The following is a 16453-nucleotide window of genomic DNA, read 5'->3' as shown; positions in this document are numbered from 1 at the left end:
GGCAAGGGCCGCAGGAGAGGGGTGTCCGGTTGTCTATTCGAGTTCGATCTGCTTCGTTTCCGTGCCCAGGAAGACGACGGCCAGCACGCCGATCAGGATGGCGCCGCAGAAGATGGCGAAGATCGGGCCCAGACCGACGCCGGCGCCGACGAGCGAACCGACAAGGAGCGGTCCGAAGATGCCGCCGATCCGGCCGACTGCAGCCGCCGTCCCGGTCCCCGTGCCTCGGATGACAGTCGGGTACTGTTCCGGCGAGTAGGCGTAAAGCGCACCCCAGGCCCCGAGATTGAAGAAGCTCAGGAAGGCGCCGGCCGTCAGCAGGATCCATGTCACTTCCGCACTCCCGAACACGAGCGCGCTCACGGCCGTTCCGATCATGAAGACGCTCAGGACGAACTTGCGGCCGACCTTCTCGATCAGCCAGGCGGCAGTGAAGTAGCCCGGCAGCTGAGCGACCGTCATGAGCAGCACATAGCCGAAGCTGTGGATCAGGTCGAAGCCCTTCATGACCATGACGCTCGGCAGCCAGAGGAACATGCCGTAGTACGAGAAGACGACCGTGAACCAGACGATCCAGAGCATGAGCGTCGGCTTTCTGTACTTGGAGGACCAGAGTGACGCCAAGTTTTGCATGACGGTCCCGGTCTTCTCTTTTTTTGCGGTGAATTCCGGGGAGTCCGGCAGGTGCAGCCGCAAATAGATCGCATAAAGTGCCGGAAGTGCCGTGAGCACGAGGGCAATGCGCCAGCCGTATTCCGGGATGACGAAATAGGAGATGAGCGCTGCGATGAGCCATCCGCCCGCCCAGAAGCTTTCCAGCAGGACGACGACCCGGCCGCGTTCTTTCGACCCGACACTTTCCGAGACGAGCGTCGATGCGACCGGAAGTTCCCCTCCGAGGCCTGCTCCGACGATGAAACGGAGCACCAGGAAGGCGGCCAGTCCCGTAGTGGCGGCGGACAGGCCGCTCGCAACTGAAAACAGGACGAGTGTCATGATAAAAACATTTTTACGCCCGATCCTGTCCGCGAGGAGGCCGAACGCAAATGCGCCGACTGCCATGCCGATCGAATTGACGCTGCCGATCCAACCCATCTGCCCGGGCGTGAGTGCCCAGTCGGCGGCGAGCGCCGCGATGACGAACGACAGGATGCCGACGTCCATGGCGTCAAACATCCATGCAAGCCCTGCGGTGCCGAGAAGTTTATTTTTTGAGATGGCGGGTGAAGAAGTCCGCCCGGTTGCTGCTGTCGCCATTTTCTCACCTGTCTTTACATTTGTATGGTCAAGTAACCTACCTAACTATACAACTTTCCCGTCAGATTGACAACAGGTGTCATGACACAAGGACGAGACTGATCGCCATGACCGCCATGCCGGCGATCAGGCCATAGATGGACAGATGGGCTTCGTCAAATTTCTGTGCGGCCGGAAGCAGTTCATCAAGCGAGATGAACACCATGATCCCGGCGACCGCCGCGAAGATCACGCCGAACATGACACCGTTCAGGAACGGCATGAGAATCAGGAAGGCAATGAGGGCGCCCGCCGGTTCCGCAAGGCCCGACAGGAAGCTTAGCTTGAACGCCTGCATCCGGTTCCCGGTCGCATAATAAATCGGGACCGCGACCGCGATGCCCTCAGGAATGTTGTGGATGGCGACAGCAATGGCGATGGCGACGCCGAGCGTCGGATCCTGCAGCGCTGACGTGAATGTGGCGATGCCCTCGGGGAAGTTATGGATTGCAATCGCCAAGGCCGTGAAGAGACCCATTTTCCGGAGCTTTGCATATTCATCATTCGTCGGCCCGATTCCGACATCTTCGACCCCCTTCACTTCATGGGGATTTCCGGCTGACGGGATAAAATGATCGATGAGCGCAATGAGCAGCATCCCGCCGAAAAAGCCGGCAAGCGTCGCCCAGTATCCCGGCCGGTCGCCGAGTTCCGCCACCAGCTCCACCTTCGCCTTCACGAAGATTTCCACGAGTGACACGAAGATCATGACGCCCGCAGAAAAGCCGAGTGCGGCGGACAGGAATTTTGTGTTCGTCCTGGAGGTGAAGAAAGCAAGCAGGCTGCCTATGCCGGTGGCAAGCCCGGCCAGCAAGGTAAGTCCAAATGCAAACGCAATATTTCCGTCCATTCATTCAACCACTTTCTTTTCATGATGCTGTTATTGTATTCCGAAAGTTTCCCTTGCGCAACTATTTTTCTAAAAAAAAGCCGATCTTGGCCATCAGACCAGAGATCGGTTCACTCGGCCGGTGTGCGGTGCCCGGCCAGATACTTGTTTTCAAATTGTTCCGCGGTCAGCGGCTTGTCAAAGTAGTAACCTTGGACAATCGGACACCCCGCAGCGGTGAGAAAGCGGAGCTGCTCTTCCGTCTCGACACCTTCTGCGATGACATCCAGCCCCAGGCCATCTGCAAGTGTGATGATGGATTTCAGGATGGCCTCCGACTTGGCGGACTTGCCGATCAGGTTGATGAAAACCCGGTCAATCTTGATCTTGTTCACAGGGAAGTTCGTCAAATACGAGAGACCGGAAAAACCGGTCCCGAAATCATCAATCGATATGGCGATGCCCGCTTTCTGGCATTTCCACAGGTTGTTGAGGACCCGTTCAGAAAAAAGCAGTTCACTTTCTTCCGTGATTTCGATCTCGAACCAATCCGGTGATATGGCATACTTCTTCAGCTTTCGGATCAGGTTGGAGTAAAACATCTTGTTCTCCAGCAGGTTCGGGGTGACGTTGACGGCGATTTTTGGAATTCCTCCGTACCGGCCGATCCATCGATCTGCCGTATCCAGGATCAGTTCGAACAGATGGCGGGTGAGCAGTTCAATGGCCCCGCTGTCTTCGGCAACCTGGATGAATTCGAACGGGGAGATCTGCCCGAGTTCCGGGTGATTCCAGCGGGCCAGCACCTCGATGCCGATCAGGGTTCCGTCCCTGCCGTCGATCTGGGGCTGCACCACATAATGGAACCCCTTGCTGCTGAACTGTCCGGAAAACAGATCGTCCTCGATGATGCGCCTGCGTTCGAGCTTGGCCCTCATCTTGCCATGGTAGACCGAGAAACAATTTCCTCTTCTCTGCTTGGACTCATACATGGCCGTATCCGCCATGCTGAGCAGTTCACCCATGCAAAGGCCGTCCACGGGATACCGGCTGACCCCGATGCTCGCCGTGGTGCTGAAGTTGAATGTCGGCGTCAGCTTCACGGGGATGCTGATCTTCCTCAGGATCTCTCTCGTCCAGTCTTCCAGTTCCGCGGATTCAGTGCAGTTGGACAGGAACATGAACTCATCCCCGGCGGTCCGGGTCAGCACATCCCCGGGATGCATCAGCTCTCTGAGCCGCTCTGCGATCGCTGCAATGTACCGGTCACCTGTATCATGTCCATGAAGGTCATTGAGCTGGCGGAAACCGTCGATGTCCAGAAGGATAATGGCAAACTGTGTTCCTTCGCCGATCCACTCTTCGGCAGTTTCAATGGCCGCTCTCCGGTTCAGCAGTCCCGTCAAGTCATCACGGTACGCCATGAATTCAAGCTGGCTTTCGGCACTCTTGTATCGGCTGATGTCACTGAAGTAAACAGCAAGCCGGTCCCCGTCCACCGGCTGTCCGACGACTTCGAACCAAGTATCCATCGGACTATAATAAATCTCGGTCTGGAAGCGCGTCTGTTTCTCAAACGCCGCCTCATAAATGTCCCTCAAAGGGGCCTCTGCCTCCCGGAATTCCTCCCAGGCATTGCAGCCGACCAGATTCTGTCCCACACGGCCCAGGATCTGATAGGCAACATCATTCAGATAAATGAATGTCCCTTCCCGGTCCAGCATATAAAACCCGTCGGACATATTTTCGAGCAGATAAAACGCATCCGAGGCGCTGAATGGCCGATTTCGTCTCCCTGCCTCGGGGCGGGGCGCCTCTCGCCTGTTCTTATCGGTATTTTCTTTCATGTGCCCCCCGCCTCCTTTTCAGTAATGAAGCTTACTCAAAGCCCGTAACTGTTGAAACTGTCCAACGCCCCGCCGATTGCTTCCCAGTCGTTTTGCACCAGTTCGCGCAGCTTCGGGTTGTAAAAAACCGAAGCCGGATGGAAAGTCGGGATGACCGTCCTCGGAGTGTCCGTCAGGCTGTAGGAACGGTCGGAAGGATCCGCCAGGAACCGGATGGGTGCCTGGATGAGCCGGCCGTGGACTTCCCCAACTTTGTATTCCTTGCCGAGCAGGCGCTGAAGCCCGATATTCCCGAGCGTGACAATCAGCTTTGGACGGACATTCGCCAGCTCATCGTCAAGCAGCGGCGCATGGGCCAGGATTTCCCGGCTGTTCGGGGTCCGGTTATATTTCCGCTCCGTCAACGTTCCGTCCCGCTCCCGCCTTGTGCCCCATCTGTAAGGCCTTGAACGGACGGCACTCGTGATGTAGACATCGTCACGCGTCAGCCCGATCGAGGCCAATGAAGCCATCAGTTCCTTTCCTGCACGGCCGATGAACGGGATGCCGTCCACAAGCTCATGTTCACCGGGGGCTTCGCCGATCAGCATCAGTTCCGGCTCTTCCGGCCCCTGTCCGTAAACGAAGCCCTCGACCGGTGCATCGCCCATCCGTTCGACGCCGAGACGTGCAAGCTCTTCGCTGATCCTGTATGTCATGAAGTAATCACTCTTTTCAATCCTTTACCTACCTATACCACTTTTTTGCGTTCTTTAACAATAATCCAAGATGCAGAAGGCTCATGCCCTCCGCCTGGATGTCCCGTTCCCGTACCCATTGAACACGAAGGCGAGCAACAGGAACCAGGCCAGGCCGAGCATCCATCCGCCGAGGACATCCGTTGCAAAGTGCCTTCCCAGTGCGATCCGGGACAAACCGATCAGCACCGCCAAAAGCACGGCCGCCATCCAGATCAGCCGCCGGCCGTTGCCTGAACGCACGGATTGTGCAAAAAGAAAGGCAATGGTCATCAAATAAACAATCCCCATCTGGGAATGGCCGGACGGAAAGCTGAAGCTGGCAAGCTGATGAGGGATATCGGGCCTCAGCCTGCCGAATACCTGTTTCAGGCCTTGATTAAGCACAGTTCCGCCCCCCATGGAGATTCCCATGAAAAGCAGGCCCGTCCAATTTCTTCTGATGTAAAGCACAATGGCAGCGGTCAACAGGACGGCCGCAATGAACCTTGCATCCCCGAACGGTGTGAACAAGGCGAGAAACCGGTTGCCTTCCAGCAGATCAGCCATCCGGTTGTCGAGTGCGATGACCGCATCAGTGTGGAGAGCGGAGGCGAGCCCTGCGAAAAGGGCGGCAGCCACAATGGCACCGAAAATCATCCATCGATCTCTGTTCATGGTGTCCACCTCCGCAATATTTGTCGTATTTCATTGTATCATGTCTTTTTATGGCACACCTACCCTATTAAAGTCTGGCAACCCGACCATCGCGTTAAACAACGAAACGCCGGAAGTGCCTGTCCAGGCACTTCCGGCGTTTGTTTTCGTGATATCAGCCGATCAAAGGCTGTTTTCGACTTCGGTGATCATTTCCTTCATGGACTGCAGGCCGCCACCCGAAAGGTACCAGTACTGTCCGTCCAGGTAGAAGATTTTGTCGTTCTTGAATGCATTCGTTTTTTGGACGAGATCGTTCTCAAGTGATGCCTTGACGCTGGAATCGGTTCCGATTGCCGCATCCCGGTCGATGACATACAGGATGTCCGGGTTCGTATCGAGGATGTACTCGAACGTGATATTCTGGCCGTGTGTGGAAGCTTCGATCGAATCATCCGCAGGCTTCACGCCAAATACATCATGAATGAGGCCAAAGCGGGAAGCAGGACCGTACGCGCTGACTTTGCCTTCCGTTCCGAGGACGATCAGGCCTTTGTCATCGGTCTTCGAAGTTTTTTCCTGGATGCCCGCGATGCGGTCATCGATGTCCGCCAGTTCTTCCTTCATTTCATCTTCTTTATTGAAGATCTCGGCGACCGTGTTCATGTTTTCCTTGAAGGAATTCACATAGTCGGTCGTGTCAAGAGGGATGTAGACGGTCGGCGCGATCTCGGCAAATTGGTCGTAAAGGTCCGCCTGGCGGCCGGAGATGAAGATGACGTCCGGCTTGAGCGCGTGGATCGTCTCAAAGTCAGGCTCTTTCAGGCTGCCGACGTTCGTGTAGTCATCGGAAGCATACTTTTCGAGATATTTCGGAATGTTCGTCTGAGGAACGCCTTTCACATCCACGCCGAGCTCGTCGAGCGTGTCGAGGATTCCGAAGTCGAAGACGACGACATTTCCAGGATTTTTATCAACTGTCGCTTCGCCGAGTTCATGCTTGACGGTAACGGTTTCGGTTTCTTCCGCTTTGCTGTCACCGGATGCACTGTTGCTGTTGTCTTCTTTTCCGCTGCCGGCATCTTTGTTGCCGCAGGCTCCGAGAACCAGGATGAATGCCATCAGGATGGCGAAAATCGAAAGCTTTTTCATCGTCATTGACCTCACTTATGTTGGGTAGTTGTGATTATGAATTGAAGTATACGCAGATCCGGCAGTTGCTCATCTGCTTGATCGGAATGTCCATGTCATAGATCTCTTTCAATGAATCTGAATTGATGATGTCCTCTGTCGGTCCGTCTTTCACGACCCGTCCGTTCTTGAGGGCGACAATCCGGTCAGAGTAGACCGACGCAAAATTGATGTCGTGAAGGACGATGACGACGGTCTTGCCGAGCTCGTCGACGAGGCGTCGGAGGATCTTCATGATCTGGACAGAGTGCTTCATGTCCAGATTGTTCAGCGGCTCATCAAGCAGGATGTATTCCGTGTCCTGTGCGATGACCATTGAGATGAATGCCCGCTGCCGCTGGCCGCCGGACAGCTCATCGAGGAAGCTGTGCTGGATGTCCGCGAGTTCCATGTAATCGATCGATTGGTCAATGATGCGCATATCTTCCGCGTTCAGACGCCCCTTCGAATGAGGGAAGCGGCCAAACGAGACGAGTTCGCGCACCGTCAGTCGGACATTCATGAAGTTGGACTGCTTCAAGATGGACACACGCTTCGAAAAGTCGTCGGATTTCATTTTCCGGACGTCGTCTTTGTCGACGAGCACTTCACCCGTATCCGCATCCAAAAGCCTGCTGACCATCGATAGGAGCGTGGATTTGCCCGCCCCGTTCGGCCCGATGAATGATGTGATTTTGCCACGCTGGATATTGACCGAGACCTTTTCGACGACGGCTTTCTTCCCATAAAACTTCGACAGTTCACGGACTTGGATCATGCGGATCGACTCTCCTTAAGTAGTAGATAGATGAAGTACACGCCGCCGGCGAAATTGATGATGACGCTCAGCGTCGTCGAGAATGTGAAGACGCGCTCCACGATCCACTGGCCGCCGATCAGCATGATCAGACTCATGCCGACGGCCCCGGTGATCAGGACAGAATGTTTGAATGACCGGAAAAATTGGTAGCTCAGGTTGGCCACGATGAGACCGAAGAAGGTGATCGGCCCGACAAGCGCGGTCGAGACGGCGATCAGCACCGACGACAGGACGAGTGTCTGCTTGACAAGACGGTCGTACGGCACGCCCAGGTTGACGGCGATGTCGCGGCCAAGCGAGATGACGTCCATGTACCGGAGCTGGCGCCACCCGATGATGATGCAGATCGCCACAACTCCGGCCGACAGCCAGACAAGATCGGCATTGACATTATTGAAGCTGGCGAACATCCGGTCCTGCACCCGCAGGAATTCATTCGGATCGATGAGCACCTGGAGGAATGTCGAGATGCTGCCGAAGAATGTTCCCACGATGATGCCGACGAGGAGCAGGAAGTATACCGGGCGCTGGCCCTTCTTGAACAGGAACTGGTAAAGCAGCAGAGCAAAGATGATCATCACTGCGACGGACAGGAGGAAGTTCACCTGTTTATTGACGACCGTCACGTGGGTCGAACCCAGGAAGAAGATGATCAGCGTCTGCAGCAGCAGATAGAGCGAATCGAGCCCCATGATGCTCGGTGTCAGGATCCGGTTTTGGGTGATCGTCTGGAATACGACTGTCGCATAGGCGATCGCCACGCCGGTGATGGCCATGGCGGCGACTTTCACGCCCCTTCTCGGAAGGGCATAGTCGAAGCTGCCGTTGAGACCGTGGAACAGATACAGACCGCAGAAGACGGCCGCAGCTGCATACAGGATGATGAGTTTGACGGAGTCACGCATAGGCTTTCCCCCTGAACAGCAGATAGAGGAAAATCCCGCTGCCGATGACCCCGACCATCAGGCTGATCGAGATCTCATATGGATAGATGAGCACACGTCCGAGAATGTCGCAGAGAAGCAGGAAAATTGCTCCCAGCAATGCCGTGTGCGGCAATGTCTTTTGTAAGTTGTCCCCTTTTAGGATGGAGACGATATTCGGGATGATGAGGCCGAGAAACGGGATCATGCCGACCGTAAGGACGACCGTCGTCGTGATGAGCGCCACGAGGACAAGACCGAAGTTGACCACCCAGCGGTAGTTCAGGCCAAGGTTTTTGGAGAAGTCCTCTCCCATTCCCGCCACGGTAAACCGATTGGCATACAGGTAGGCAATGATCAGGACCGGGATGCTGATGTACAGCAGCTCATAGCGCCCTTTCATGATCATCGAGAAATCTCCCTGCAGCCAGGAGGAAATGTTCTGGATGACGTCCGCCCGATAGGCGAAAAACGTCGTCAGTGACGAGAGGATATTCCCGAACATGAGTCCGACGAGCGGGATGAAAATCGCATCCTTGAACTTGATGCGCTCGAGGATCTGCATGAACAGCAAGGTGCCCGCCAATGCAAATGCAAACGAGATGGCCATCTTTTCGAGGGTCGTCGCATTCGCGAAAAGCAGCATCGAGACGAGGATCCCCAGCCGGGTCGCATCGAGCGTTCCGGCTGTCGTCGGCGATACGAACTTATTGCGGCTCAGCTGCTGCATGATCAGGCCGGTGATGCTCATGCCCGCCCCTGCAAGCAGGATGGCAATGAGCCTCGGCAGCCGGCTGATCAGGAATATTTCCAATTCTTCGGATCCCGGATTCAAGAGATCCGCTGGTGTGATGCTGCTCGCTCCTACGAACAATGAAAGGAACGACAGGACGAGCAGTCCGGCGATCAAATAACGTTTCTTCATGGCTATCCCCGATGCAAAACTATTTGAAAGGCGATTGAGAATGTTCGTTGAAAATGATTATCAATGCCCTTCGCAATGCCTATTATAGCATGGGTCAAGACGAAGTCAAAGGATAATTGAAAATGATTATCAATGAGAGCGGGAATTGGTGAAAAAGTCACGGAATTGTACGGAAAGCGTGAGGGGGACCGAGCGTTTTTTGCCGAGGATGTCGATGAAGTGAATTTATCCGATCCCGGGCCGGGCCCCGTCCCCTTCATGTGTATGCAGCGTGCGGGCATATAAAAACCCGCGGCATCACGGCCGCGGGTCCCGGTTATTGCTGCTGGATATCAACTGCGGAATCAATCACGTCCTGAGGGACTTCGATGTTCTCGATTCCGTTGATGTTCGTGTAGACGGATTTCATATCCATGGCGATGGTCATCTCTTCGCCTTCCGCTTCCATCGTCATCGTCATCTTCATGTTCATCGCTTTCAGGTCATACGTCTTCTTGTCGATGTGAATTTCGTAGGCCATGTCGCTGATGTTCATGTTCTCGAGCGACTGGCGCTCTTCTTCGCTCATGCCTTCGAGCATTTCAGGCGGCAGCTGTTCTTCCATCGTTTCCTTGACGAGGTCATTGAACTTTTCACCGTCGGCATCGAGCTTCAATACGTAATCATCATCGGTTTGTTCAAATTTCATTTCCTTCGCGTACTGCTGAAGCTGGGCAAGCTGCTCTTCCGGATCCGGCTGCTGCGCAGTCAGCTGGTCGAGCCCTTCCATCATGCCTTCCATCTTGAGCCACTGGTCGGCTTCCGGCGTGTAAAGATAGATCGTGCCGTCTTCGGTCATGTACATGTCGATGTCCATGGCCATTTCTTCATCGTTCATCTTCATCGAGGTCTTGCCCTTTTGGTGCATGGCAAGCGGTTCGAGAACCATCTGGACGTCAAATTCCGAATCGGATGTCATCTGGACATCCTGCCCCGGGACTTCAATGTCCTGGCTGATGTTCATTTTCGCTTCCGCGCTCTTCATGTCTTTGGAAGCTTCCATCGCTTTCTCGTACACTTGCTCCGCAGTCATGTCGCTCGTTTTTTCCTTGCTTGTGCCGGGGGCCGGCTCTGCCTTGTCGCTGCACGCGGCTAGGCCGAAAGCCAAAGCACCGGCAGCCAAGGCTGTCAATACTTTCTTCATAAGGGTGATCGTCCTTTCTTTGCTGTGTCTGTTTCTGTATACGGGAAAACGAGTTGAAAGTTCCGGAACTTTGTCGAAATGAAACAAAAGTCCTATGCATCTATCTCCCGCGCCGTGTATCGGCTATAATAACGGAAGCCGAAATATTTCCGGGAGGACATTATGCTGAAGCAATTCTTTTCCTATTATAAGCCGCACAAACGGCTGTTCATCGTCGACTTCTCAAGTGCCGTATTCGTGGCGCTGCTTGAACTTGCATTCCCCGTTGCAGTCCAGTGGTTCATCGACGAACTGCTGCCGACCGGCAACTGGGGCCGGATCGTCTGGGTGAGCACCCTGCTGCTCGCCGTCTACCTGCTGAGCACACTTCTGCAGTACATCGTCTCGTATCTCGGGCACATGCTCGGCATCAATATCGAAACCGACATGCGGCAGCAGCTGTTCAATCATGTCCAGCGGCAATCGTTCCGGTTTTTTGACAACACGAAGACCGGCCATGTGATGAGCCGCATCACGAATGACCTGTTCGATATCGGGGAGCTTGCACATCACGGTCCGGAAGATATCTTCATTGCCATCATGACGATCATCGGGGCGTTCACGATCATGTACAACATCAACCCGGAGCTCGCGCTCATCACGATCATCATGGTCCCGTTCCTCATCTGGCTCGTCACGTTCTGCAACATCAAGATGAACAGGGCATGGCGGAACATGTACGGGCGGATCGCCGAAGTGAACGCCCGCGTCGAGGACAGTGTATCGGGCATCCGCGTCGTCCAGTCATTCACGAATGAATCATTTGAGATGGATCGCTTCCGGAAAGACAACGGCAGCTTCCGTCTCGCCAAGCTGGTGGCCTACAAAGTGATGGCGCTGACGCATTCGAGCATGTACATGATGACGCGCCTGGTCACCCTGCTCGTCCTCGTCGTCGGCGCCTGGTTCTCGTTCAACGGCCGCCTGACCTACGGCGAGCTCGTCTCCTTCGTCCTGTTTGTCAACGTCCTGACCAAGCCGGTTGATAAAATCAGCGCCCTGCTCGAGCTGTATCCGAAAGGGATGGCCGGCTTCCGGCGGTTCCGCGAACTGATCGGGGAGGAGCCGGATGTGCAGGACCGCCCGGATGCGCTTGACGTCGATTCCCTCGAAGGCAATATCCGCTTCCGGGATGTGTCCTTCCGCTATGATGACCAGAAGCCGGTCCTCAGCGGGGTCAGCCTGTCGATCCGCTCCGGCCAGACCGTCGCATTCGTCGGGCCGTCCGGTGCCGGGAAGACGACTATCTGCTCGCTCATCCCGAGATTTTATGATGTGAACGAGGGGGCCATCACGATCGACGGCATCGACGTCCGCGACATGACGATGCAGTCACTCCGCGCCCAGATCGGGATCGTCCAGCAGGATGTCTTCCTGTTTACCGGTACGATCTTCGAGAACATCGCATACGGAAAGCTCGATGCAACCGACGCGGAAGTGTACGAGGCTGCGCGCAAGGCGCATCTGGAAGAGTTCATCTCGGAGCTGCCGGACGGCTACGAAACCGAAATCGGCGAACGCGGTCTGAAATTGTCCGGCGGCCAGAAACAGCGGCTCGCCATCGCCCGCATGTTCCTGAAAAACCCGCCGATCCTCATTCTCGACGAGGCGACATCCGCACTGGATACCGAAACCGAACGGATCATCCAGCAGTCGCTTGCCGAACTGTCCGAAGACCGCACCACGCTTGTCATCGCCCACCGGCTCGCCACCATCCGCGAAGCTGACCGCGTGCTCGTCGTCACGAAGGACGGGATTGCGGAAGACGGAACCTACGATGAACTTGTCCGCAAAGATGGTCTGTTTGCACGGCTTCACAACATTCAGTTCCAGGAAGTTTGAATGCGCTGAACTTGAACGCTATGCAAGCCCTTTTGGACAAGCGCCCCACGGCATCCCGCCGGGGGCGTTTCATATTCCCGGAAAGATATCCGATGGCAGAACTCGGGAACCGGTGGTATACTGTATCGGTTAACTTTTTTCAGGAGGTCCTGAACTTGAATCCATCTGCCCGGTCCGCAGGAAAGCGGACGGTCGCATATATTGCTTTGTTTCTGGTTGTGGCGGTCGCAGGGCTTGCCTATGTCAAATGGGTCCCGTACTGGGACAAGAGCCTGACGGCGATCACCACCCATTCCATCGGTGATTCGATCCTCGGGGACCCTTCCGCGGCGGGCACATTCTCGTGGGAGAGCACCTGGTCCTACGTCACCGCCTATTTTCTCGCCGTCTGGAAAGCCGCGGTGCTCGGGATCATCCTCGGTTCGCTCGTCCAGGTGCTCATCCCGGCAGACTGGCTTCTCCGAACACTCGGCAAAACGACATTCGGCAGCACGGCCATCGCCGGTCTCTCCAGCCTGCCCGGCATGATGTGCACATGCTGCGCGGCACCGGTCGCAGCCGGGCTCCGGAAGAAGAACGTTTCGGTTGGGGCGGCCCTCGCGTTCTGGCTCGGAAACCCGGTCCTGAACCCGGCCGTGCTCATCTTCATGACCTTCGTCCTGTCCTGGAAATTCACATTGATCCGGGTGCTGGTCGGCGCAGTCCTCGTGTTCGGCGTCAGCTACTTCGCCAACCGGTTCGCTCCGTCCGCCATGCCTGAAAGGATCGACAAGATGATGGAAGAAGCGGAAACAGAGGCGGAGGAAGGACATTTCCTTTCCCGCTGGCTGAAGGCGATGGGCCGCATGGCGCTCTTCATCGTGCCGGCCTACTTCCTGTCCGTCCTGCTCATCGCAGCGATCCGGCCATGGCTGTTCCCGCTGCTTGACGGCGCATCGGGCAATTCGCTCCTGATGATCCTGCTGTTCGCGATCGGCGGCATGCTGTTCGTCATCCCGACAGCTGCCGAAATTCCGATCATCCAGACATTCCTGACAGCCGGACTCGGCAACGGCCCCGCGGCCACCCTGCTCATCACACTGCCGGCCATCAGCCTCCCGTCGCTTCTGCTTGTCGCCGGCGCGTTTCCGAGAAAAGTCCTCTGGTTCGTCTCCGGCGCCGTCGTCCTGCTCGGCATGTTGAGCGGGCTGATCGGCATGTTGGTTTTGTGAATAGAAGAAAGCCCCGTTCCGACAGCGGAACGGGGCTTTTTGTGAGGTGAGGGTTCTGTAGTTCAGAACGGGCGGCCATAATTCATATCCTCGTTCCATAATTCAGAACGGCCCGCCATAATTCACTTTCCCGCTCCATAATTCAGAACGCTGCTCCATATCGTAAATCTGCACTCCATATCTCAAATCCGTCCTCCATATTGTAAATCCGCATCCCATACTTCAAATCCGCTCTCCATACTGTAAATCCACTTCCCATATTTCAAATCCGTTCTCCATATTGTAAATCCGCATCCCATATTTCAAATCCGTCCTCCATATTGTAAATTTGCATCCCATACTTCAAATCCGCTCTCCATACTGTAAATCCACTTCCCATATTTCAAATCCGTTCTCCATATTGTAAATCCGCATCCCATATTTCAAATCCGCTCTCCATATTGAAAATCCGCACCCCATATTTCAAATCCGCTCTCCATATTGTAAATACACTCTCCATATCTCAAATCCGTTCTCCATATTGTAAATCCGCATCCCATATTTCAAATCCGCTCTCCATATTGAAAATCCGCACTCCATATCTCAAATCCGTCCTCCATATTGTAAATCCGCATCCTATACTTCAAATCCACTCTCCATACTGTAAATCCACTTCCCATATTTCAAATCCGTTCTCCATATTGTAAATCCGCATCCCATATTTCAAATCCGCTCTCCATATTGAAAATCCGCACCCCATATTTCAAATCCGCTCTCCATATTGTAAATCCACATCCCATATTTCAAATCCGCTCTCCATACCTCAAATCCACGCTCCATACTGCAAATCCACGCTCCACATCTTCCATCCGCCCTCCATCTCTCCCCTTTTTCCCACGCAAAAAACCGGACGTCCACGATGCAGGCGGGCGTCCGGTTTTCGGTTAACACGATGGAAACTGCAGTTTAAACAATTCTATTAAAACGTTGTGACCTGGAGTTCTTTCGGTTTCACTTCGCCGCGTTCGATTTCTTCGACGAAGTGGCAGGCGGCTTCGTGGCCTTCCTGCATGCCGTCGTGGCGCACAAGTTCCGGCACGTCGACACGGCATTTTTCCTGGGCGAACGGGCAGCGGGTGTGGAACCGGCAGCCGCTCGGCGGGTCGATCGGGGAGGGGACATCTCCGCGCAGGACAATATGGTTGCGTTCCCTGTCCGGGTCTGGCACCGGGATGGCCGACAGCAGGGCCTTCGTGTACGGGTGTTTCGGATTGTCGAAGATGGAGTGCTTGTCACCGATCTCGACGATCTTGCCGACGTACATGACGATGACCCGGTCCGAGATATGCCGGACCACGCCGAGGTCATGGGAGATGAACAGGTATGTGAGGTTGTACTCGTCCTGAAGTTCATCGAGCAGGTTCAGCACCTGTGCCTGGATCGAGACGTCCAGCGCCGAAACGGCTTCGTCGCAGATGATGAGCTTCGGGTTCACCGAAAGCGCACGGGCGATGCCGATCCGCTGGCGCTGGCCGCCGGAGAATTCGTGCGGATACCGGTCCGCCTGTGCGGCGTTGAGCCCCACGGTCTCGAGCAGCTCGATGATGCGGTCACGCCGCTCTTTTTTCGGCACGACTTTTTGGATCTCCATCGCTTCATTCAGGACGTCCGAAACCGTCTGGCGCGGGTTGATGGAAGCATACGGGTCCTGGAAGATGATCTGCAGATCTTTCCGGTGCTTCCGCATCTCCCCCTTCGGCAGCTTCGTCAGATCTTCGCCGTTGAAGACGACCTTGCCCTCGGTCGGCTCCTCGAGACGCAGGATGGCGCGTCCGGTCGTCGACTTTCCGCAGCCTGATTCTCCGACGATCGAGACGGTCTCGCCTTCATGGATCGTGAAGCTGATGTCATCGACTGCCTTGACGTGATTGACCGTGCGGCCGAGGAATCCGCCTTTGATCGGGAAGTATTGTTTGAGCCCGTCAACAACGAGCAGTTCTTTCTTCTCCAAAGACGTCCACCTCCTTCTCTCCCGGCCACTGTTCATTGTAGATCCAGCAGCGCACCTGGTTGCCTTCCCCGTCGTCGAACAGGTCCGGAAGCTTTTCCCGGCAAAGATCGGTCGCGGCCGGGCAGCGCGGGTTGAACCGGCAGCCGACCGGCATATGGAGCGGCGACGGGACCGTGCCGTGGATCGGGATGAGCTTTTCCTGATCTTCGTCCGGCCGCGGCAGGGACTTGAGCAATCCGACCGTGTACGGATGCTTCGGCTTGCGGAACAAGGTCCGCACGTCGCTGTATTCGACGACTTGCCCGGCATACATGACCGCGACATAGTCGCATGTTTCCGCCACGACGCCGAGGTCATGGGTGATGAGGACGACCGACATGCCCATGCGCTGCTGCAGGTCCCGGATGAGCCCGAGGATCTGTGCCTGGATCGTCACGTCCAGCGCGGTCGTCGGCTCATCCGCTATGAGAATTTCCGGATTGCAGGCGAGCGCGATGGCGATCATGACCCGCTGGCGCATCCCGCCGGACAGTTCATACGGGTATTGCTTCACCCGCTTGTCGGGCGACGGAATGCCGACCAGTTTCAACAGGTCGACGGATTTCGCCATCGCCGCTTTCTTGGACATCCCCTGGTGCTCGATGAGCGTCTCGGAGATCTGCTGTCCGACGGTGAACACCGGGTTGAGCGAGGTCATCGGCTCCTGGAAGATCATCGAGATTTTATTGCCCCTCAGGCTGCGCATTTTCTTTTCTGAGTAGGCAAGCAGATTGTCGCCCTTGAACCGCACTTCACCTCCGACGACTTTGCCGTTCGAGGCAAGGAGCCGGAGGATCGACAGCGAGGTGATGCTCTTGCCGGAACCCGACTCGCCGACGATGCCGATCGTCTTTCCTTTCGGGACGGAGAAGCTGACGCCGTCGACGGCCTTCACTTCTCCTTCATCCGTATAGAAGGAGGTGCGCAGGTCGCGCACATCCAGAATGGTTTCTACCATGTTGCTTC

At 55.6% G+C, this 16453-nt stretch carries 14 protein-coding genes; 2 read left to right on the top strand and 12 right to left on the bottom strand.

Going from position 1 to position 16453, the window contains the following annotated elements; genetic code table 11:
* Window positions 1-33: 33 nt before the first annotated feature.
* The 10 genes from B0B07_RS11655 to B0B07_RS11610 all read right to left on the bottom strand — a co-directional run bounded on the left by B0B07_RS11655 (window position 34) and on the right by B0B07_RS11610 (window position 10366).
* A complete protein-coding gene (locus tag B0B07_RS11655; protein WP_076759111.1) occupies window positions 34-1257 on the bottom strand; it encodes an MFS transporter in 1224 nt (407 codons plus the stop codon).
* Window positions 1258-1336: 79 nt separating this feature from the next.
* The gene (gene zupT, locus B0B07_RS11650; protein ID WP_076759109.1) at window positions 1337-2146 is read right to left on the bottom strand and encodes a zinc transporter ZupT; all 810 of its coding nucleotides are present in this window, start codon (window positions 2144-2146) and stop codon (window positions 1337-1339) included.
* Between the two features lie 110 nt (window positions 2147-2256).
* Window positions 2257-3972 (bottom strand): sensor domain-containing protein, encoded by a 1716-nt coding sequence (locus B0B07_RS11645; RefSeq protein WP_076759108.1) that lies wholly within the window; start codon window positions 3970-3972, stop codon window positions 2257-2259.
* Between the two features lie 35 nt (window positions 3973-4007).
* On the bottom strand, window positions 4008-4670 hold the full coding sequence (locus B0B07_RS11640; RefSeq protein WP_084186673.1) for a uracil-DNA glycosylase: 663 nt from the start codon (window positions 4668-4670) through the stop codon (window positions 4008-4010).
* A gap of 81 nt (window positions 4671-4751) precedes the next feature.
* Window positions 4752-5366 (bottom strand): phosphatase PAP2 family protein, encoded by a 615-nt coding sequence (locus B0B07_RS11635; RefSeq protein WP_084186672.1) that lies wholly within the window; start codon window positions 5364-5366, stop codon window positions 4752-4754.
* A 162-nt stretch (window positions 5367-5528) separates the two neighbouring features.
* A complete protein-coding gene (locus B0B07_RS11630) occupies window positions 5529-6497 on the bottom strand; it encodes a siderophore ABC transporter substrate-binding protein (protein WP_076759105.1) in 969 nt (322 codons plus the stop codon).
* Window positions 6498-6531: 34 nt separating this feature from the next.
* Window positions 6532-7293 carry an iron ABC transporter ATP-binding protein gene (locus B0B07_RS11625; protein ID WP_076759104.1) on the bottom strand — a complete coding sequence of 254 codons (762 nt, stop codon included), beginning with the start codon at window positions 7291-7293 and terminating at the stop codon, window positions 6532-6534.
* On the bottom strand, window positions 7290-8240 hold the full coding sequence (locus B0B07_RS11620) for an iron chelate uptake ABC transporter family permease subunit (protein ID WP_076759102.1): 951 nt from the start codon (window positions 8238-8240) through the stop codon (window positions 7290-7292). Before B0B07_RS11620 ends, B0B07_RS11625 begins: the two co-directional genes overlap by 4 nt.
* Window positions 8233-9183, bottom strand: coding sequence for an ABC transporter permease (locus B0B07_RS11615; RefSeq protein ID WP_076759100.1), 951 nt, complete (start codon window positions 9181-9183; stop codon window positions 8233-8235). The genes B0B07_RS11620 and B0B07_RS11615 overlap by 8 nt, the downstream gene beginning before the upstream one ends.
* A 316-nt stretch (window positions 9184-9499) precedes the next feature.
* The gene (locus tag B0B07_RS11610) at window positions 9500-10366 is read right to left on the bottom strand and encodes a DUF6612 family protein (protein ID WP_076759099.1); all 867 of its coding nucleotides are present in this window, start codon (window positions 10364-10366) and stop codon (window positions 9500-9502) included.
* Window positions 10367-10528: 162 nt separating this feature from the next.
* On the opposite strand from B0B07_RS11610, the gene B0B07_RS11605 reads away from it, so the two are divergent.
* Window positions 10529-12247, top strand: coding sequence for an ABC transporter ATP-binding protein (locus B0B07_RS11605; protein WP_076759097.1), 1719 nt, complete (start codon window positions 10529-10531; stop codon window positions 12245-12247).
* A 155-nt stretch (window positions 12248-12402) separates the two neighbouring features.
* The gene (locus B0B07_RS11600; protein ID WP_076759096.1) at window positions 12403-13458 is read left to right on the top strand and encodes a permease; all 1056 of its coding nucleotides are present in this window, start codon (window positions 12403-12405) and stop codon (window positions 13456-13458) included.
* A 958-nt stretch (window positions 13459-14416) separates the two neighbouring features.
* Here the strand turns inward: B0B07_RS11600 and B0B07_RS11595 are convergent.
* Window positions 14417-15484, bottom strand: a complete 1068-nt coding sequence (locus tag B0B07_RS11595; RefSeq protein WP_076759094.1) for an ABC transporter ATP-binding protein — start codon at window positions 15482-15484, stop codon at window positions 14417-14419.
* Window positions 15420-16445 carry an ABC transporter ATP-binding protein gene (locus B0B07_RS11590; RefSeq protein WP_076759093.1) on the bottom strand — a complete coding sequence of 342 codons (1026 nt, stop codon included), beginning with the start codon at window positions 16443-16445 and terminating at the stop codon, window positions 15420-15422. Before B0B07_RS11590 ends, B0B07_RS11595 begins: the two co-directional genes overlap by 65 nt.
* Window positions 16446-16453: the final 8 nt, after the last annotated feature.

It is taken from the genome of Edaphobacillus lindanitolerans, assembly GCF_900156305.1.
GTDB classification, from domain to species: domain Bacteria; phylum Bacillota; class Bacilli; order Bacillales_A; family Planococcaceae; genus Bhargavaea; species Bhargavaea lindanitolerans.
This window is presented reverse-complemented; position numbering and strand designations above follow the sequence as displayed.